Below are 17,905 nucleotides of genomic sequence, written 5' to 3'. Positions count from 1 at the left end.
AGGATCGAGATACACGGGGCGACCACAGGGGTGAGGCCCCCCTGCGGGAGCCTCCCCCTGTATTTCCCCTAACAACGGGCTCAAGTCATCCGTATTACCCGCATAGCCTTACAGCGATTCACTTAATGCCCGAGAAGCCGAAGCTGCTCAGGAACTGCTTCTGGAACACGACAAAAGCCACCATCAGTGGCAGGCACACCAGTAGCGTACCCGCGCAGATTAATCCCCACTGCCCGCCGGACTCTGCGCCCATGGCAAATGACACCAGCCCGATGGTCAGCACCTGTTTGTCTGGATCGTTAAGCACCATCAGCGGCCAGAGATATTCGTTCCAGTGATAGGTAATGCTGACCGTGGCGAAGGCCAGAATCGACGGCCAGGTCATCGGAATCAGGACGTGAAACACCACCTGCCACCAGCGACAGCCTTCCATCAACGCGGCTTCTTCGATCTCTTTGGCGATATTGAGAAACGCCTGACGCATCAGAAACACGCCAAACGCCGAGGCGAAATACGGCATCATCACGCCGGTCAGCGTATTGAGCAGGCCAAGCTGTTTGAGCGTCATCATGTTCGGCACCATCATGACGACGGGCATAATCATCATTTGAATCAGCAACAGGTAGAACAGCAGCGTTTTGCCGCGGAATTCGTGGTAAGCAAAGATGTAGCCCGCCGTGGTGATCGTCACTAGCTGTACCAGAAACGTGCCGACCGCAAAGAAAAGCGTATTGGTGTACAGCCGTAGCCAGTCGGCACTGTCCCACGCATCGCGGAAGTTATCGAATGTCAGTGGGAGACGCGGCAACAGCGAGGCCATGTCTACGCCAAAGCTGCTGGTGCTGACGGAAGCAGACAGCATCCAGATAAACGGGCTGACCCACAGTAGCGCGGCGCAAATCAGCAGCAGCGGTAGCGTGAATCGCGTCGTGACGCGCAGCGGATGGCGGTTTGCACTATTCCGAACGCCAGTATTCAGAGTTTCAACGTTCATAATGCGCCCCTTTCTCCAGCACTTTCAGATTCATAATGGAAAAGGCGAACAGCATCGCCAGCGTCAGGAAGGTGGCCGCGGAAGCTTTGCCCAGATCGTGCGTGTCATTCGCCAGATCCTGGATGTAATAGAGCAGCACGGTCGTCGCGTTATTCGGCCCGCCTCGCGTCATCACGGCAACGTGGTCAATTTGGGTAATGGCGTAGATAAAAGCGATGGTCACCACGAAAGCGATAGTGGGTCGCAGCAGAGGTAGCGTGACGTAGAAAAACACCTGACGCCGGGAAGCTCCTTCCATTAACGCCGCCTCGCGTGCGGAGGCAGAAACGGCTTGCAGACCGGCGAGAAAAAACAGCATGTAGTAGCCCGCGAATTTCCAGATACCGATGATGCTCACCGCCACCAGCGCACTGTCACTCATACCGAGATAGTTGTTGTTCATCAGGCCGAACACTTTCGCCAGAGAGTAATCCAGCAGCCCCAGCCCCGGCATAAAGATGAACAACCACAGCGTCGCGGCGCTCACCAGCGGAATAATCATCGGAAAGAAGAAAGCAGTACGCAGCCAGCGGTTAACGCGCGTGTTTTCCCACAGCAGCACCGCCAGCAACAGCGCCAGTAGCACGCCGGGCACTACCGTCATCAGGATGTACAGCACGTTGTTCAGCAACGCCTGCCAGAACACCGCGTCCTGCACCAGACGCACAAAATTATCCATCCCGACGAACAGCGGCGTATCAGCATTCAGCCGCGTGTCATACAGGCTATCGATGACCGAACGCAACAGGGGGAAATAGGTGAAGGCAAGCAAAAAAACCAGCGTTGGCAACAGCACAAGATAGGGAAAGCATTTTGCACGCATAACTCAAAGGTCGCTCAGTGTGAAACACAGAGGCCTTACCCTAGAACGCTAGCGTGTCAGTGGGGCGTCAGTTTAATGACAGTTTGTTTTCGAATTGGGAAAATATGCCTGCGAAGGGTTTATCTCCATGTTGGCTGGTGATTTGCGGGAAGGCTCGAAGTCCCTAAAAATACGTCTGGGAAGAGTGATTAACTTTGCTGTATCATTTTTAACCTGTAAAATTATAAGGAATCAATCATGCTAGGGCTTGAAGCTATGGCTATCGTCAACCAAGGGCCGGATAAGATAGAGAGCGTTTTCAATAACGTGTCTCAGCCTATTGAGCGATCCATATCTGACTTTGATAGAAGTCACGGGAATTCTATCTCGAAAAAACAAGCATCCGATGCACTGAAGGTCATCTACAGAGTCATGGCTCCCGTTGAAAGGTGCTGTGAAAAATATAAAGAGTTTATCGATATTCTTAGCAATGGAACTGATGAGGACATTGCGGCACTAGACATTCAGCGCAGTGACATCGACAAGCTACACGATCAGGTCAATCAGATAGATCATGGCATAACGAGGCTTCTTTATACCTTCTTTGTTGCCGAAAATAACAAAGCCTGGTTACCACATCTCACCACGCTTATGACAATGAAAAACTACGCGATCAACACGTTCATTGAATACAAGAAGTTGACTATGGCTTTAGCCACTCTCGGCACTCAGTTTCTTCCTCTTGAATATGAAGAAGCAGAGGAATTTAGTGATGAAGAATTAGTTGCTTTCAAAAAGTCAGTTGAAGACAACCACAAAAGACTTGGCATGGAGCCGCCAGCATGGAAAACCGCGTAAGCATTATTGTTGATGCCGCCGCAGGTCAATTGGAAAATTTCTTTGCTAAAGCATTAGCAAATTATAAAAACAACGGCAAAGTCTCTGCATATATTGGAAAGATGGGGGGCTTTGAACGTTCACCTCAATCGACCCTTTCTGGGATTTACAAATCTCATATTCGTATTCCAGGAGAAGAGACCCCGTGGCCTGCATCACAACTTCTTCATCGCAGAGTAAGTGATAATTTTTTAGTGTTTGCGATACACAATATCCATCCCCTGCATATTCAAGTGATTGCGATTATTAAGCCAGATGGTCATGAAAAAATTAAGAAGCTATTACCCACCATTATAAAAATAACGGAAAGCAAATTTCAGTCTCTAAATGAAAGACAGCTTAATTCACTCTCTTGTTATAAATAAGAGAGGCTGAATATTGAGGAATGATTGAATAAACCAAAAATTCCTTCTGGTATCAGTTTCAAACTCCCCGTAGAGCCAAATAAATTAGGCCTCGCATGCGTTAAAACACATGCGAGGCCTATATCCCCATCATACTTCAAGTTGCATGTGCGTTGGCTGCGTTCAAATCTGCTCCCGGCAGATTTGTCACCCGAATCACTTACCTGAGTAAGCTCATCGGGATTCTTTCTCTTGCCGCGTTACGATGCTCATTACTGAGCATCGTCCTAGAGGGCTAACGCTTCGCGTTGTTCAAAACGTTAACGTTTTGTCCTGAAACTCGAACTATTTAGGGTATAGACATTATCTAATTAATACTCGCTCATCGGCACACACGAGCAGAACAGGTTACGGTCGCCGTAAACGTCGTCCAGACGCTTCACGCTCGGCCAGTATTTGTGTTCGCTGCCTGCCGGGAATACCGCCAGCTCGCGACTGTATGGATGCGCCCAGTCAGCCACCAGCTCCGCCTGCGTGTGCGGCGCATTCACGAGCGGGTTGTCATCCAGCGGCCATTCGCCCTGCGCGACGCGGTTGATTTCGGCACGGATGGCCAGCATCGCGTCGATAAAGCGGTCGAGCTCGACCTGGCTTTCCGATTCCGTTGGTTCCACCATCAGCGTGCCCGCGACCGGGAACGACATGGTCGGCGCATGGAAACCGTAGTCGATCAGGCGCTTGGCGATATCCATTTCGCTAATCCCCGTGCTCTCTTTAAGCGGACGGATATCCAAAATGCACTCGTGCGCCACGCGACCATCACGGCCGGTGTAGAGCACCGGATACGCCTGCTGCAAGCGCGTCGCGATGTAGTTGGCATTCAGGATCGCCATCTGGCTAGCCTGTTTCAGCCCTTCCGCGCCCATCATGCGGATGTACATCCAGCTAATCGGCAGAATGGAGGCACTGCCAAACGGCGCCGCCGATACCGCGCCCTGCTCCGTCAGCACGCCCTCGATTTTTACCACCTGATGCCCCGGCACAAACGGTGCCAGATGCGCTTTCACCCCAATCGGCCCCATGCCAGGCCCACCGCCGCCGTGCGGAATACAGAAGGTTTTATGCAGGTTCAGGTGCGACACGTCTGCGCCGATGTAACCCGGCGTGGTAATACCGACCTGCGCATTCATATTGGCACCGTCCAGATACACCTGGCCGCCGTATTGATGTACGATCTGGCACACTTCACGGATCGTCTCTTCATAGACGCCGTGGGTGGATGGATAGGTCACCATAATGCAGGAAAGCTGTTCGCCCGCCGCCTGCGCTTTTTCACGCAGATCGTGCAGATCGATATTGCCCTGTTTGTCACAGGCAACGACTACCACGTCCATCCCCGCCATCTGCGCTGAGGCTGGGTTAGTACCGTGGGCGGAGCTGGGAATCAGACAGAGATTACGGCCAGCTTCATTACGACTTTCATGATAGCGACGGATCGCCAGCAGCCCCGCATATTCACCCTGCGCGCCCGAATTGGGCTGCATGCAAACCGCGTCATAGCCGGTCAGTTGTACCAGCCAGCCTGAGAGCTGTTCGATCATCTGGCGATAGCCCAGCGCCTGTTCCGGCGGGCAGAATGGATGCAGTTCGGCAAATTCCGGCCAGGTAATCGGCAGCATTTCCGCCGCCGCGTTGAGCTTCATGGTGCAGGAACCGAGCGGGATCATCGCCTGATTCAGTGCCAGATCTTTACGTGCCAGACGGTGCAGGTAGCGCATCATCTCGGTTTCGCTGTGGTAGCGGTTGAACACCGGATGCGACAGGATCGCGTCGTGGCGCACCAGCCCAGCTGGGATCGTCGCCGTTTTCTGGCCGATGGCCGCATCAAGCGCGTCGATATCCAACCCGTGATCGTCACCTAACAGCACCGCGAACAGCGCCAGCACGTCTTCACGCGTGGTTGCTTCATCCAGCGTAACACCCACGGCACTCGCCAAATCGCTGCGCAGGTTGATGCCAAAACTTAGTGCCCGGCTCAGCACGGCGTCTTTGTCCGCAACCTCAATGGTCAACGTGTCGAACCAGCTACGATGACGCAGCAGTAATCCGCCCTGCGTTAATCCTGCGGCCAGAATATCGGTCAGACGATGGATGCGCCCTGCGATACGTTTGAGCCCTTCCGGCCCGTGGAATACCGCATACATCCCCGCAATGTTGGCCAGCAACACCTGCGAGGTACAAATATTGGAATTCGCCTTCTCGCGGCGAATGTGCTGTTCACGCGTCTGCATCGCCATGCGCAACGCGGTGTTGCCTGCCGCATCACGCGACACACCGATAATGCGTCCCGGCATGGCACGTTTATGTTCATCTCGACAGGCAAAGAACGCCGCGTGTGGCCCACCGTAGCCCATTGGCACACCAAAGCGTTGTGCAGAGCCGAAGACGATATCCGCGCCCTGCTTGCCAGGCGCGGTCAGCAGTACCAGCGCCATGATATCCGACGCCACGCAGGTGGCGACCTTACGCGCTTTCAGCGCCGCCATCAGGTCGCTGTAATCGTGCAGTTCGCCCGTTGTCCCGGCCTGTTGCAGCAACACACCAAACACCGCATCGTCTTTCAGCGCTTCTTCAGCCTTACCGACAACAATGTCAAAACCGAAAGTTTCCGCACGAGTACGCACTACGTCCAGCGTTTGCGGGTGCACGTCGTCAGCGACGAAGAAACGTTCAGCCTGTTTGAGTTTGCTGATGCGCTTCGCCATCGCCATTGCTTCCGCCGCAGCGGTCGCTTCATCCAGCAATGAGGCGGAGGCCAAATCCAGACCGGTTAAATCCTGTGTGACCTGCTGGAAATTCAGCAGCGCTTCAAGACGCCCCTGAGAGACTTCCGGCTGATACGGCGTATAGGCGGTGTACCAGCCTGGGTTTTCCAGCACGTTGCGTAAAATGACCGGCGGCATCAACACCGCGCTGTAACCCATACCGATGTAGCTTTTATAACGTTGATTTCGTCCTGCAATGGCCTTCAGCTCAGCTAACGCTTCATGTTCCGTCACGGCCTCTCCCACCGCTGGCGGGCTGGGCAATTGAATGTCCACTGGGACAATCTGGCGGATCAGCGCATCCAGCGACGTCGCCCCCACCACCGACAGCATGTGCTGCTGTTGGCTGACGGAAGGACCGATATGGCGCTCGATAAACGCGCCGTCATGTTCGAGTTGACTGAGAGTCTGGGTCATTACAGTAATTTCCTGGATCAATCGTGATCGCTGCCGCGCTGAAGATGACGCGGGCGCATAAAACAACACGCCCCGGCATAGAGGCCGGGGCGCGATAACTACTCGTCGTCTTCTTCCAAAGAAGCCTGATAGCCTTCGGCATCAAGCAGTTCGTCCAAATCAGACTCATCAGAAATTCTGATGCGGAACAGCCAGCCGTCGGTATAAGGTGCGCTGTTGACCAGTTCAGGGGAACCTTCCAGATCGTCGTTAACTTCCACGACCTCACCGCTGATAGGCGCATAAATATCCGACGCCGCTTTTACCGACTCCGCCACCGCACAATCATCACCTGCGGCGACGATCGTGCCCACTTCCGGCAAATCGATAAAGACCATGTCACCCAGAAGTTCCTGCGCATGTTCAGTAATGCCTACGCTGTAGATACCGTCACCCTCATGCAGTACCCATTCGTGCGACGTAGTGTATTTTAATTCTGCTGGTACGTTGCTCATTGCGTCCCCTTTCCTAAAGTCGTTAATCCCATACGCTTATCTTTTTTACAGGCAAGCCGCTATTAATACTGAACGATGGCTTTTCCGGCACGAACAAAGCCGGGCTTGGTCACGCGAACAGGCAGTTCGCGGTTACGAATCTGCACCATCGCTTGTTCACCTATCCCCACCGGAACACGCGCCAGCGCAATGCTCACGCCAAGCGTGGGCGAGAACGATCCGCTGGTGATGACCCCTTCGCGCATGACGCCACCACTATCAGTAAAGCGCACAGGTAAATCATTGCGCAATACGCCTTTTTCCGTCAGCACTAAACCAACCAGTTGATCGGTCCCTTTTTCACGCTGATGCGTTAATGCCTCACGCCCGATAAACGCGCGATCCTCCGGCTGCCAGGCGATTGTCCAGCCCATATTGGCCGCCAGCGGCGAAATGCCCTCGTCCATATCCTGACCGTACAGATTCATCCCCGCTTCCAGCCGCAGCGTATCACGTGCGCCCAGCCCGCATGGCTTCACACCAACCGCCAGCAGTTGTTGCCAGAAATCGACCACCCGCTCATTCGGCAGCGCGATTTCATAACCCGCTTCACCCGTATAACCCGTCGTGGCGACGAAGAAGTCGCCCGCCTGCTTGCCAAAAAACGGCTTCATGCTCGCAACGGCTGCCACCTCGGCATCACTCAGGCCTTTTGCCTTCAGGACTTCTTGAACTTTTTCTTGCGCCTGCGGACCTTGCACCGCAACCAGCGCCAGATCGTCGCGCTCGCGGATTTCAACCCCGAACGGCGCAGCGTGCTGCCCGATCCAGGCGAGATCTTTTTCACGCGTCGCGGAGTTCACAACCAGTCGGAACTCGTCTTCCGTGAGAAAGTAAACGATCAGATCGTCGATGACGCCGCCGGAGGCATTCAGCATGCCGGTGTACAGGGCTTTGCCCGGCTGTGTGAGTTTGGCGACATCATTCGCCAGCAGATAACGCAGGAATTCACGCGTTCTCGCACCGTGCAAATCGACGATGGTCATGTGGGAAACATCAAAAATGCCAGCTTCCCGACGCACAATATGGTGTTCGTCCAGTTGGGAGCCGTAGTGCAGTGGCATCATCCAACCATGAAAATCCACCATTTTGGCGCCATCGGTCAGATGCTGTTGGTACAACGGGGTCTGCTTTGCCATTTCTCATCCCTCTTCAGCGCATGGCGTTCAGGCGATAAAACACACTACGCAAACGATATCTTATGATTGAACTTACCACCGAAGCTCAGGTTAAACCACTCTCTCAGTCATAAGATAAATTATATAGAAGACAAAGAAAGTCGAGCCATTCACAAAAAACAAAGCAGCGTAATATGCTTATTAATTAACAAAATTAAGCACGTAAATTATTTAAATCAGATAAAAACACAAATTAATGACATTAAAACTGGATAACATAGGCAATGACACCCAACTAAAAACGCCATTCGGATTAGATAATATAATGACAAAAACACGCTTAAATTAGATTTTCTCAATCAAAAACCAATAACGTCCCCCGCCTTACTCCCTCTCTCATGCCGCCATCATCACGATTTTGTGAACCGCTTCTCGGGCATCTTTACCTCAGTGCCAGCGAACAAAATGACATGGCACCTGACGGAAGGCGCTGATAGCCCATGTTTCCCACACTATCCGCAAGGAATTGCGCAGCATGTATTTTTCGCTTTATCAAAATCAAACGTGATTAGGAGAGAGATGATGGCTAACAGAATGATCCTTAACGAAACGTCCTACTTTGGCGCAGGCGCGATTGCCCATATTGTCGATGAGGTAAAACGGCGAGGGTTCAGGAAAGCGCTGCTGGTGACGGACAAGGATTTGGTTAAATTTGGCGTCGCGACCAACGTCACGGCGAAGCTGGACGCGGCAGAGTTACCCTACGATATCTACGATGAGGTAATTCCCAACCCAACCATCGCCGTGGTGGAAAGGGGCGTCGAGCGTTTCAGAGCGTCACAGGCCGATTACCTGATCGCGATTGGCGGCGGTTCACCACAGGATACCTGTAAGGCTATCGGAATTATTATCAATAACCCAGAATTCGCCGATGTCCGCAGTCTGGAAGGCGTTGCGGCCACCCGATGCCCTGCCGTCCCGATTATCGCGATCCCGACCACCTCCGGTACAGCCGCAGAAGTCACCATCAACTACGTCATCACTGATGAAGAAAAACGCCGCAAATTCGTGTGCGTCGATCCGCATGACATCCCGATTGTCGCCATCGTCGATCCCGATATGATGATGAGCATGCCTGCCTCGCTGAAAGCCGCCACGGGGATTGACGCCCTGACGCACGCCATTGAAGGCTTTACCACCAAAGCCGCCTGGGAACTCACCGATACGTTGCACCTGAAGGCCATTGAAATGATCAGCCGTTCATTGCGCGATTCCGTTGCCGGGAAACCGAAAGGCGTGGAAGAGATGGCGCTGGGGCAATATATCGCCGGCATGGGGTTCTCGAACGTCGGACTTGGGCTGGTACACGGTATGGCGCACCCGCTCGGCGCGTTCTACAACACGCCACACGGCGTCGCTAACGCGATCCTGCTGCCGCATATCATGGCCTACAACGCCGATTACACGGGTGAAAAATTCCGGGATATCGCCGTTGCAATGGGAGTAAAAGGCGCGACAGAGATGCCGATTGCTCAGGCGCGGGAAGCGGCGATTCACGCCGTTCGGCAGCTTTCTCACGATGTAGATATTCCACCGAGACTGCGCGATGTCGGCGTGAGGGAAGAGGACATCCCCGCACTGGCGCAGGCCGCCTTTGACGATGTCTGCACCGGCGGTAACCCACGCGATACCAGCATCGACGAGATCAAAGCGCTATATCGATCTATTTATTGAGAATATCTCAACGCCACCCGCGATATCCTGCGGGTGGCCGTTCGCTATCGTGGGATCTTCTCTTCAATACGTTGGATCAAGTAGGGATAAAACGGATTCGATGACAGTCGCAGCAACGTATCCAGATCGACCACCAGCGCAGCACGTTCTCCTCTTGGGGTAATTTTCCCCAGCGGCAAGCCAAACTCGGTAGGGTTCTGTGAGAAACGGCCATACAGCGAATCTGAATCCGGGAACGGCAGCGACACATGCGATAGTGAATACACGTCAGATGGATAATCCATTCCCAACTCGCGCGTCTGTTCTTGCGTCGTCCCCGCGGCGACATCAAACGCTACGGCACGCGAACTATGCGGGGCCGCGTTGGATATCACCGTTGTATCGTAATGGCGTGGAACGGCAGGTAGCAGTTGGCTGACAGCACCATTCGTCGACTCACGCAGAAGCGGGCCAAAATTGACGGTACGGTTTACATCAAAGAGTACCAGTTGACTGCCGTTAGCAGGCAACAAATTATAGAACGCCGTAATAACGGCACGCGTACTAACGGTGAAATCCATCACCGACTGGAACGTCAGCACCGGCGGCAGATTAACCAACGTGTTCGCCTGCGCTTTTCGGCTTAGCTGACTCTGAAGTTCATGCGTCAACAGCCAGGATTGGCGCGCACCATTTACCGGAAATGAATTGTATTTGAAGGGATTAAATTCCGGCAAAATACCCAGCCAGGCAGATTTGGCAAAGGCGGGAAAAATCGCGGGTAACCCAGCCAGTCCCGCAAAGCGCGCATAGCTGGTAATGCCGATCATCGGGGAAATCAGGATGAGCTGGTCAGGACGCACCAGCGCGGGATTATCTAAGGAATCCAGTGCGTACTTGAGCGCTAGCGCACCACCGTTGGAAAAGCCGACGATATGCAGCGGCAGCCTTTGGCCCTGTCGCACTGTCAGGTGTGACGTCGCCTCACGCACAGCAAGCCTCGTAGCCGCTAGCCAATCTTCCCATTCCACATCGGTCAGTGCCCCCGGCACCGTCCCGTGAGCGGGTAAACGAATCCCGACCACGAAAAAACCACGTTGGCGATAACGCTCCGCAACATGTCGCAAGCTATAGGGGGAATCGGTCAGGCCGTGCAACATCACTACCGCGCCTTTCAGTTCCCCTTCCGGCGACAGTTCATAGGAACGATTCCAGTCATGTTGAAATTTCCCAGGATAAACCGGGCTACCCGAAAAGTAGCGGTTGACCGGACGCTGTTCATCTTCGTCCAGTTCCTGCGTGACGTGCTGATTAACCTGCTCGAAGATGAGCGCTTCCTGCTTTACATACGCAGTCCAATCGCTTTTATCCAACGCATCAGCGGACAGTTCATCCGGCACATAGGTATGCCAGGGTGCAAGCGGCGGCCCGCTTTGCGTATCATAAACGCGAATAGCCAGCAGCGTCATCGCGATCACCCCAATCACAATGAGCCCACGTCTGACAATGCGCCGGGCTGATTTCATTAGCATGCTCGTTTCCCTTACCGTTACCGTGTAGCGACGCAGATGATTCTAAAGAAAATCATGCGGACACACACCGTATTATTCAGGGAAACACGACACACTCCCGCCCGATACCACACGGGCGGGTGATTACCTGCACTATCAGATCAACACGCTAATATTCAGATTCTCCATCAACCAATGGTTATCGGAATAATCAACCGGAATGGCAATGACTGCGGGGCCATCAACCTCCATTGCCTGACGGAGTTTGCTGACCAGTTCATCAGCAGATTCAACGGCAAACCCTTTCGCGCCGAATGCTTCCGCATACGCTTTGAAGTCAATCGGCCCAAACGATACGCCCGCCGGACGATGGTATTTGTGCTGCTGCTGGATTTCCACCATGTTGTAGCCGTTATCTACCCAGATGATATGCAGAAGATTGCTTTTCAGGCGCACCGCCGTTTCCAGCTCCATACTGGACTGCATAAACCCGCCGTCGCCGGAAACAGACACCACTTTTTTGCCGGGCTGCACCAGCGCTGCGGCAATGGCCCACGGTAGCGCCACACCCATCGTCTGCTGTCCGTTGGTCATCAGAATCTGTCGCGCCCGGAAGCTATACAGGTAACGCGCCAGCCAGATATGGAAACTCCCCATATCCACACACAGCGTGACATCCTCATTCACGATATCCTGCATCGCCCGTACTAAACGCAAAGGGTGGATCGCAAATCCTGCCATGTTGATGGCGCGCGTACTGAGATCGTGCCGCTGGCGCTGGCGATCCCGTAACACGGACTGTGTATCAGCAGACAAGATAAACGGTTCGCTGATGCACGTATTCAGCGTGTCCACCGTCATTGCAATATTCCCAAGCAGCTCGATATCGGGACGATAAGCGCTATCGATCTCCGCTCGCAGCACATCAATGTGGATCAGCGTCGCCTTACCGCTGTTCCATAACACCGGATCGTACTCAATCGGGCTGTAGCCCACGGTAATGATCACATCCGCCTGTTGCAGCAGCTTATCGCCCGCCTGATTGTTGAATAATCCGACACGACCAGCAAAGTGATCGAATTGCTGCTGATCGATCACGCCAGCAGCCTGATATGTGCTGGTCACAGGCAGCTTGCTACGGTGAAGGAAACGACGCAGCGCCTGCGCATTCTCCTGCTGGCTGGCCATTAACCCAAGCAGCAGCACCGGGTTTTTAGCCTGTCGCAGCCGTTTGGCCGCTTCGGCAATATCGCTATGTGGCGCGCCGTTTAGCAGCGGTAAATGCGGACAAGCCAGTACCGGGCTAGTAACCGGTTCATTGACGATATCCTGCGGCAGGCTGACAAACGCCGCCCCCGGACGACCGCTTTCTGCGGCCCGGAACGCATTCGCCAACACTTCCGATATGGCGGAAGACGCGGTAATTTCCGCACTGAATTTACTCACCGGCTGAAACAGGCTGACGGTGTCCAGACTCTGGTGCGTCAGTTTAAGCTTATCTGCCCGCTTAACCGCCCCACCCAGCGCCACGACCGCATCCCCCTCAGCGGTTGCCGTTGCCAGACCGGTGACTAAATTTGAGCAACCGGGGCCGGATGTCACCAGCGTCACCCCTGCTTTCCCTGTGAGGCGCCCTATTGCCGCCGCCATAAACGCGCCGTTCGCCTCATGCCGTACCGGAATCGTTTGGATCGGCGAGTCTTCCAGCTCATCAAACACACGATCAATTTTGGCGCCGGGAATACCAAAAATATGCTTCACGCCCTGCGCTTCCAGGTGTTTTACAATCAGCTCGGCTCCGCTACTCCAGCTTTGCTGTTCGGTGGACTTTTCCATGACATGACTCCGATGAAATGACTAGCTCTCTACTGACTTGATTACGCTGTTGAGGTTTTCTGAGGACAGATCGGCATTGAGAAATTCTCGATCCTGAGGCAGATCGATAATCAGTTTGGCAATCACACCAAACGTCAGCGTGCCTTGCTCGACGTCATAATTCAGAATATGGCCGCCGCCCTGGCGATCGTCAGTAATGAAATGTTCGTGGTAACCCGCGACATTAATTCCCTGAGTGTAAGCTGGACTACGAAAACCAATAACGCTGCCGCTACGGTGTTCAAAATGAAATGTTGGTTGCCCTTCAATCGCTTCCTGCATCGGTTTATAAGGTCGGCACTGCCGGGGGACGGTACGGGTTTCAACACAGCGAAAATTCCCATCAATCCGCAAGGCACAGAACAGATTGTCCGTTCCCACGATCTCATCGATCTGGCGATGCACGTCTTCACGCGACGTCCAGCGATCAAAACGAACCGTTTCCGTCGGACGAAAGAACGTCATGACCGCAAACGGCGTTTTTTGCTCCGGCTTCGCCGCTCGTGCGCTGCCGTCGGATAACAGTTGGAAAATTTGGCTATTCAAGGCAACCAGTTCCCCATCCAAACTATTAAATGTTCCTAATCCAAAGTCACCATGTTCCAGTAATTCAGCCATCGTTCGGCTGCCTTCGTATACGCCATTTATTAGTCCACTCATTAATGAGGTTTGATAAATAACGCTGTCTGCATGCTGTCGCCGAAAATCATAGGCGTAACTAGCAAAGGCTTCTTCACAGGATTGTTCACTGACATTCGTTTTCATACCGTCCTTCTCACCGCGCAAATTACTTAAATAACATTAATATTTAGATAAAGATTGACGCGTGAGAGAACAAAATTCCAATATGCAATTAAGGTCATTTCAAGATCGGAAACATATGGAGTCACGTAAATGGAGCTACGTTATCTGCGCTATTTTGTCGCCGTTGCACAAGCTAAGCATTTCACGCGTGCGGCGGAAAATCTGGGGATGTCACAGCCGCCTCTCAGCCAACAGATCAAGAAATTTGAGCAGGAGATCGGCACACCGCTGTTCAAGCGACTGACGCGCGGAGTAGAAATGACGGAGGCGGGACAAGCGCTGTATGAGGATGCACGTCAGATTTTGCAGCTTACCGATTCGGCCATCGCGCGGACAAGAAGCATTGCGCGAGGTGAGAAAGGTAGCTTGAACGTAGGGTTTTCGCCGTCGGCCATGTTCCACCCGACCGTGCTTGCGCTACTGCATCGTTATTGTCAGCAGTATCCGCACGTTCAGCCGCTGCCAAAGGAGGAAAACCCGGCAGCGCTCATTACTGCACTGCAAGAACGCAATATCGACATCGTCTTTCTGCGCTTACCCTGCGATCTTAGTGATGAGATTAACGGGGAAATTTTGGCTGAAGAGCCGATGAAATTGGTGCTACCCGCGGGTCATGTGTTGAGCCATAAAGCGCAGATCTCGCTTAGCGAACTGCGTCAGGAACCGCTGATTATTTTTCCGCGCGAGGTGTGTCCGGGACTGCACGACATGATAATCCGCACTTGCTATCTGTCAGGCTATGGCCCCAGACCCAGCCCCTTTGCTCCGCAGCTCACAGCCACCATCGGGATGGTCGCCGCAGGCTTCGGCATCACGCTTGTGCCGGAATCTCTCGCCTGTATTAAGGCGGATAATGTGACCTATCACGATATCGGCATGCCCGAAATCCATACACAAATTGCGGCTATCTGGCGCAAACATGAACGATCGCCTGTTATCGTGAATATGATTCACCTGATACGCCAGCATTTGAGCAGTCAGCATCCCGATTAACAAATTTAGGTGGAAAATTCCAACAATCTGCTCGTCAAAAAACTAGTAATTGATATAAATTCTTATATGATATTAGTTATCATTATCATTTTTGACGGGTGGAAAAATGCTGACAGCAATGATCACAGCCTGCGGGCTATGGGGTGTGAGCTGGTGTATGGGGAAGCATCTGTCTAGCGCCTGGGGCGTATTGCTGCCTTGTGCCATCATGCCGCTATTGGCGCTGCTCAACCTGAACCTGACGCATCTAAAAGTGATTATCGCCATCGCTCTGCTGGCGACGCTTGTCATGCTGTTTCATCAACGTTTACGCCACTATTTACTGCTGCCGTCCTGCATTGCGCTGGCTGGCGGTTTGGCGGCGCTGTCCGTCACGTTTAATTTAACGACGCTGTAAATATACGTGGATAAGTAAACGAGGCGCAGTACACAAACCCAGAAGGGTAAATCATCGCGAAAATCGGTATAGCCTGAAACGGGATAAAAGAGAAGGAACAGGGAGGAAAATCAGGAGAATACAGAGGAAGTCTGTGGTGCGAAGAGAGGGACTTGAACCCTCACGTCCGTAAGGACACTAACACCTGAAGCTAGCGCGTCTACCAATTCCGCCACCTTCGCACTGAGAACGTTGTTTGTCTTATACAATAAATCTATCACGACATGGTGCGAAGAGAGGGACTTGAACCCTCACGTCCGTAAGAACACTAACACCTGAAGCTAGCGCGTCTACCAATTCCGCCACCTTCGCAACTCTGTCATGCAATAACTGTGTCATGTAACACTGATTTACTGCGTCGGTTCGACAAACGAGAACCGTTGTAGTGATGTTGGTGCGAAGAGAGGGACTTGAACCCTCACGTCCGTAAGAACACTAACACCTGAAGCTAGCGCGTCTACCAATTCCGCCACCTTCGCAACACTGCTTTACGCAATATCACTACGGGGGCGAATTCTAGAGGTTTTCGCGTTCACGTCAATGATTATTTCCTCTGGAATGCGAGGTTTGCTGCAAAAATCATCATCTCGCTGCGGCGTGGCGCGTAAAGAGCTCATCGAGCCATTCTATGAACACACGAATCCGTGGCGCGAGAAAACGACCGGGCGCATACATCACATAGAGCGGCATCGCGGGCGGCGGCATTTCCGGCAAGATTTCCACCAGTTCCCCACTGTCAAGAAACGGGCGCAGACCGCGACGCGGAGCCTGAATAATCCCCAATCCGGCACGCGCGCTGGCGATGTAGGCATCGGTGCCATTAACCTGCAACACACCGGGCAGCATACGCGTAATGCACTCATCGCCCGACATGAATTCCAGCGGATAACGGTGTTCGGTACGCAAAGAGAAATACCCGACCATCTGATGCCCCGATAGCTCATCAAGCGAACGCGGCACACCGTATCGCGCCAGATAGTCAGCCGACGCACAGGTCACCTGCGGCATCGACGGCAAATGGCGGGTCGCCAGCGTATCGTCGTCCGTCTGCCAGGCGCGCAACACACAGTCGACACCTTCACGCAGCACATTAATCGCCGCATCGTTGGCACTCAGCATTAGCGTTACCTGTGGATAGCGCGCGTAGAACTCGCCCAACGCAGGAACGACAATGTCTCGCGCCAGCGAGTGCGGCATATCCACCCGCACTTTACCCACTGGCTGCTGCTTTTGTTGCGTGAACAGCGTATCGATCTCTTCAATTTCCGCGAGCAATTGCAGGCAGCGTTCGTAATAAACGCGCCCTTCATCGGTGATCTGCACCTGACGCGTCGTACGTTGCAGCAAACGAACCCCCAGCCGTGCTTCAAGCTGTTTGATGGTGTTACTCACCGTCGCGCGTGGCAGCGTCAGTCGCTCCGCGGCACGGCTAAAGCTGCCCAGTTCGACAATACGCACAAAAACCCGCATCGCTTGAATGTGATCCATCGCGGCCACCATTGTTGGTTATTTTCGAATAGTGTTGCATAAAAAGCGGTATTTATCTTTGTTAGATAAACAACCAGACTGTTTGCACTGCCAACGAGATGAGGAAGATGACAATGCAACAACGCAAATTAGGCGCGAACGGCCCACAGGTGTCGGCTATTGGGCTAGGCTGCATGGGAATGAGTGATTTCTACTCCACGGCACAGGATGAAAAAGAATCCATTGCCACGTTGCATCGCGCACTGGAACTGGGTGTTACGCTGCTGGATACCGCCGACATGTATGGTCCCCACACCAATGAGCTACTGCTGGGCAAAGCCATAAAAGGCAAACGTGAGCAGATTTTTCTGGCAACAAAATTTGGGGTCATACGCGATCCGGCCAATCCCCACGCCCGCGGTATTTGCGGTAAACCGGACTACATTCGCCGTTCGGTAGAAGGCAGCCTGACTCGCCTCGGGACTGACGTTATCGATCTTTACTATCAGCACCGCATCGACCCAACGGTTCCGATTGAAGAAACGGTCGGCACGCTGGCGGAGCTGGTGCAGGAAGGTAAAATTCGCTACATCGGCCTGAGTGAAGCCTCTGCTACCACGCTGGAGCGTGCCCACCGCGTGCACCCTATTACGGCGTTACAGAGCGAATACTCACTGTGGACGCGCGATATGGAAGCCGAGATTCTACCCACCTGTGAGCGTTTGGGCATCGGCTTTGTGCCTTACAGCCCGCTTGGACGTGGTTTCCTGACTGGCGCAATTCGCAGCCCGGACGATCTGGCCGCTGACGATTTCCGTCGTACCAATCCACGCTTCTCAGGGGAAAATTTCGCGAAAAACCTGCAACTGGTAGAGAAAATTAACCAACTGGCGCAGGAAAAACAGGTCACACCATCACAGCTGGCGCTAGCGTGGGTATTGGCACAGGGTGAACATATCGTGCCGATTCCGGGCACCAAACGCCGCCGCTATCTGGAAGAAAACGTCGGAGCGCTGGATGTCACGCTGACGAAAGAGGAACTGGCCGCCATTGATGCTATTTTCCCACCCGATGCCGCAGCAGGTGAACGCTACGGCAAGGAGAGTATGGCGGCACTGAATCAATAGAGAAGTATCA

At 53.3% G+C, this 17,905-nt stretch carries 15 protein-coding genes and 3 tRNA genes; 6 read left to right on the top strand and 12 right to left on the bottom strand.

The window, feature by feature from the left end:
* Positions 1–118: 118 nt before the first annotated feature.
* Together KKH3_RS02210 and KKH3_RS02205 are read right to left on the bottom strand one after the other, a co-directional pair.
* Positions 119–994, bottom strand: a complete 876-nt coding sequence (locus KKH3_RS02210) for a carbohydrate ABC transporter permease (protein ID WP_039355378.1) — start codon at positions 992–994, stop codon at positions 119–121.
* Positions 984–1,856, bottom strand: coding sequence for a carbohydrate ABC transporter permease (locus tag KKH3_RS02205; RefSeq protein ID WP_039355375.1), 873 nt, complete (start codon positions 1,854–1,856; stop codon positions 984–986). Before KKH3_RS02205 ends, KKH3_RS02210 begins: the two co-directional genes overlap by 11 nt.
* Before the next feature lie 237 nt (positions 1,857–2,093).
* Here KKH3_RS02205 and KKH3_RS02200 point away from each other — a divergent pair, with 237 nt between their 5' ends.
* Both KKH3_RS02200 and KKH3_RS02195 read left to right on the top strand, forming a co-directional pair.
* Positions 2,094–2,693: a hypothetical protein gene (locus KKH3_RS02200; protein WP_039355373.1), complete on the top strand. Its 600-nt coding sequence runs from the start codon at positions 2,094–2,096 to the stop codon at positions 2,691–2,693.
* On the top strand, positions 2,678–3,097 hold the full coding sequence (locus KKH3_RS02195) for a type II toxin-antitoxin system YafO family toxin (RefSeq protein ID WP_039355371.1): 420 nt from the start codon (positions 2,678–2,680) through the stop codon (positions 3,095–3,097). The genes KKH3_RS02200 and KKH3_RS02195 overlap by 16 nt, the downstream gene beginning before the upstream one ends.
* A 350-nt stretch (positions 3,098–3,447) precedes the next feature.
* Here KKH3_RS02195 and gcvP read toward each other — a convergent pair whose 3' ends face one another.
* The 3 genes from gcvP to gcvT form a co-directional block, all read right to left on the bottom strand.
* Positions 3,448–6,318, bottom strand: coding sequence for an aminomethyl-transferring glycine dehydrogenase (gene gcvP / locus KKH3_RS02190; RefSeq protein WP_039355368.1), 2,871 nt, complete (start codon positions 6,316–6,318; stop codon positions 3,448–3,450).
* Positions 6,319–6,416: 98 nt separating this feature from the next.
* Positions 6,417–6,812: a glycine cleavage system protein GcvH gene (gene gcvH, locus KKH3_RS02185; protein WP_039355367.1), complete on the bottom strand. Its 396-nt coding sequence runs from the start codon at positions 6,810–6,812 to the stop codon at positions 6,417–6,419.
* Between the two features lie 62 nt (positions 6,813–6,874).
* Positions 6,875–7,990, bottom strand: coding sequence for a glycine cleavage system aminomethyltransferase GcvT (gene gcvT / locus KKH3_RS02180; protein ID WP_039355364.1), 1,116 nt, complete (start codon positions 7,988–7,990; stop codon positions 6,875–6,877).
* 561 nt (positions 7,991–8,551) lie between these two features.
* On the opposite strand from gcvT, the gene fucO reads away from it, so the two are divergent.
* Positions 8,552–9,703, top strand: coding sequence for a lactaldehyde reductase (fucO, locus tag KKH3_RS02175; protein ID WP_039355362.1), 1,152 nt, complete (start codon positions 8,552–8,554; stop codon positions 9,701–9,703).
* Positions 9,704–9,747: 44 nt separating this feature from the next.
* Here fucO and KKH3_RS02170 read toward each other — a convergent pair whose 3' ends face one another.
* From KKH3_RS02170 to budA, 3 genes are all read right to left on the bottom strand, one after another.
* Positions 9,748–11,214: an alpha/beta hydrolase gene (locus KKH3_RS02170; protein WP_039355361.1), complete on the bottom strand. Its 1,467-nt coding sequence runs from the start codon at positions 11,212–11,214 to the stop codon at positions 9,748–9,750.
* A 135-nt stretch (positions 11,215–11,349) separates the two neighbouring features.
* A complete protein-coding gene (gene alsS, locus KKH3_RS02165) occupies positions 11,350–13,029 on the bottom strand; it encodes an acetolactate synthase AlsS (protein WP_039355358.1) in 1,680 nt (559 codons plus the stop codon).
* Positions 13,030–13,050: 21 nt separating this feature from the next.
* Positions 13,051–13,833 (bottom strand): acetolactate decarboxylase, encoded by a 783-nt coding sequence (gene budA, locus KKH3_RS02160; protein ID WP_039355356.1) that lies wholly within the window; start codon positions 13,831–13,833, stop codon positions 13,051–13,053.
* 129 nt (positions 13,834–13,962) lie between these two features.
* Between budA and KKH3_RS02155 the strand changes: the two genes are divergently transcribed.
* Positions 13,963–14,865, top strand: a complete 903-nt coding sequence (locus KKH3_RS02155) for a LysR family transcriptional regulator (RefSeq protein ID WP_039355354.1) — start codon at positions 13,963–13,965, stop codon at positions 14,863–14,865.
* 106 nt (positions 14,866–14,971) lie between these two features.
* The gene (locus KKH3_RS02150) at positions 14,972–15,262 is read left to right on the top strand and encodes a DUF1435 domain-containing protein (RefSeq protein WP_029369019.1); all 291 of its coding nucleotides are present in this window, start codon (positions 14,972–14,974) and stop codon (positions 15,260–15,262) included.
* A 134-nt stretch (positions 15,263–15,396) separates the two neighbouring features.
* On the opposite strand, the gene KKH3_RS02145 is transcribed toward KKH3_RS02150, so the two are convergent.
* The 4 genes from KKH3_RS02145 to KKH3_RS02130 all read right to left on the bottom strand — a co-directional run bounded on the left by KKH3_RS02145 (position 15,397) and on the right by KKH3_RS02130 (position 16,789).
* A tRNA-Leu gene (locus KKH3_RS02145) sits at positions 15,397–15,483 on the bottom strand.
* A 43-nt stretch (positions 15,484–15,526) separates the two neighbouring features.
* Positions 15,527–15,613 (bottom strand) — tRNA-Leu (locus KKH3_RS02140).
* 80 nt (positions 15,614–15,693) lie between these two features.
* Positions 15,694–15,780, bottom strand: a tRNA-Leu gene (locus tag KKH3_RS02135).
* 103 nt (positions 15,781–15,883) lie between these two features.
* Positions 15,884–16,789, bottom strand: a complete 906-nt coding sequence (locus KKH3_RS02130) for a LysR family transcriptional regulator (RefSeq protein WP_039355352.1) — start codon at positions 16,787–16,789, stop codon at positions 15,884–15,886.
* A gap of 113 nt (positions 16,790–16,902) precedes the next feature.
* Between KKH3_RS02130 and KKH3_RS02125 the strand changes: the two genes are divergently transcribed.
* Positions 16,903–17,895, top strand: coding sequence for an aldo/keto reductase (locus KKH3_RS02125; RefSeq protein WP_039355350.1), 993 nt, complete (start codon positions 16,903–16,905; stop codon positions 17,893–17,895).
* The last annotated feature ends 10 nt before the right edge of the window (positions 17,896–17,905 follow it).

The sequence above is a fragment of the Pectobacterium actinidiae genome (assembly GCF_000803315.1).
GTDB lineage: Bacteria > Pseudomonadota > Gammaproteobacteria > Enterobacterales > Enterobacteriaceae > Pectobacterium > Pectobacterium actinidiae.
The sequence above is the reverse complement of the archived record's forward strand: the minus strand, read 5'-3'. Positions and strand labels throughout refer to the sequence as shown.

Coding starts and splice junctions, on each gene's coding strand:
- KKH3_RS02125 (WP_039355350.1), top strand. CDS start 16,903: ATGCAACAACGCAAATTAGGCGCGAACGGCCCACAGGTGTCGGCTATT.
- KKH3_RS02150 (WP_029369019.1), top strand. CDS start 14,972: ATGCTGACAGCAATGATCACAGCCTGCGGGCTATGGGGTGTGAGCTGG.
- KKH3_RS02155 (WP_039355354.1), top strand. CDS start 13,963: ATGGAGCTACGTTATCTGCGCTATTTTGTCGCCGTTGCACAAGCTAAG.
- gcvT (WP_039355364.1), bottom strand. CDS start 7,990: ATGGCAAAGCAGACCCCGTTGTACCAACAGCATCTGACCGATGGCGCC.
- KKH3_RS02205 (WP_039355375.1), bottom strand. CDS start 1,856: ATGCGTGCAAAATGCTTTCCCTATCTTGTGCTGTTGCCAACGCTGGTT.
- fucO (WP_039355362.1), top strand. CDS start 8,552: ATGGCTAACAGAATGATCCTTAACGAAACGTCCTACTTTGGCGCAGGC.
- KKH3_RS02200 (WP_039355373.1), top strand. CDS start 2,094: ATGCTAGGGCTTGAAGCTATGGCTATCGTCAACCAAGGGCCGGATAAG.
- KKH3_RS02130 (WP_039355352.1), bottom strand. CDS start 16,789: ATGGATCACATTCAAGCGATGCGGGTTTTTGTGCGTATTGTCGAACTG.
- alsS (WP_039355358.1), bottom strand. CDS start 13,029: ATGGAAAAGTCCACCGAACAGCAAAGCTGGAGTAGCGGAGCCGAGCTG.
- gcvP (WP_039355368.1), bottom strand. CDS start 6,318: ATGACCCAGACTCTCAGTCAACTCGAACATGACGGCGCGTTTATCGAG.
- budA (WP_039355356.1), bottom strand. CDS start 13,833: ATGAAAACGAATGTCAGTGAACAATCCTGTGAAGAAGCCTTTGCTAGT.
- KKH3_RS02195 (WP_039355371.1), top strand. CDS start 2,678: ATGGAAAACCGCGTAAGCATTATTGTTGATGCCGCCGCAGGTCAATTG.
- KKH3_RS02210 (WP_039355378.1), bottom strand. CDS start 994: ATGAACGTTGAAACTCTGAATACTGGCGTTCGGAATAGTGCAAACCGC.
- KKH3_RS02170 (WP_039355361.1), bottom strand. CDS start 11,214: ATGCTAATGAAATCAGCCCGGCGCATTGTCAGACGTGGGCTCATTGTG.
- gcvH (WP_039355367.1), bottom strand. CDS start 6,812: ATGAGCAACGTACCAGCAGAATTAAAATACACTACGTCGCACGAATGG.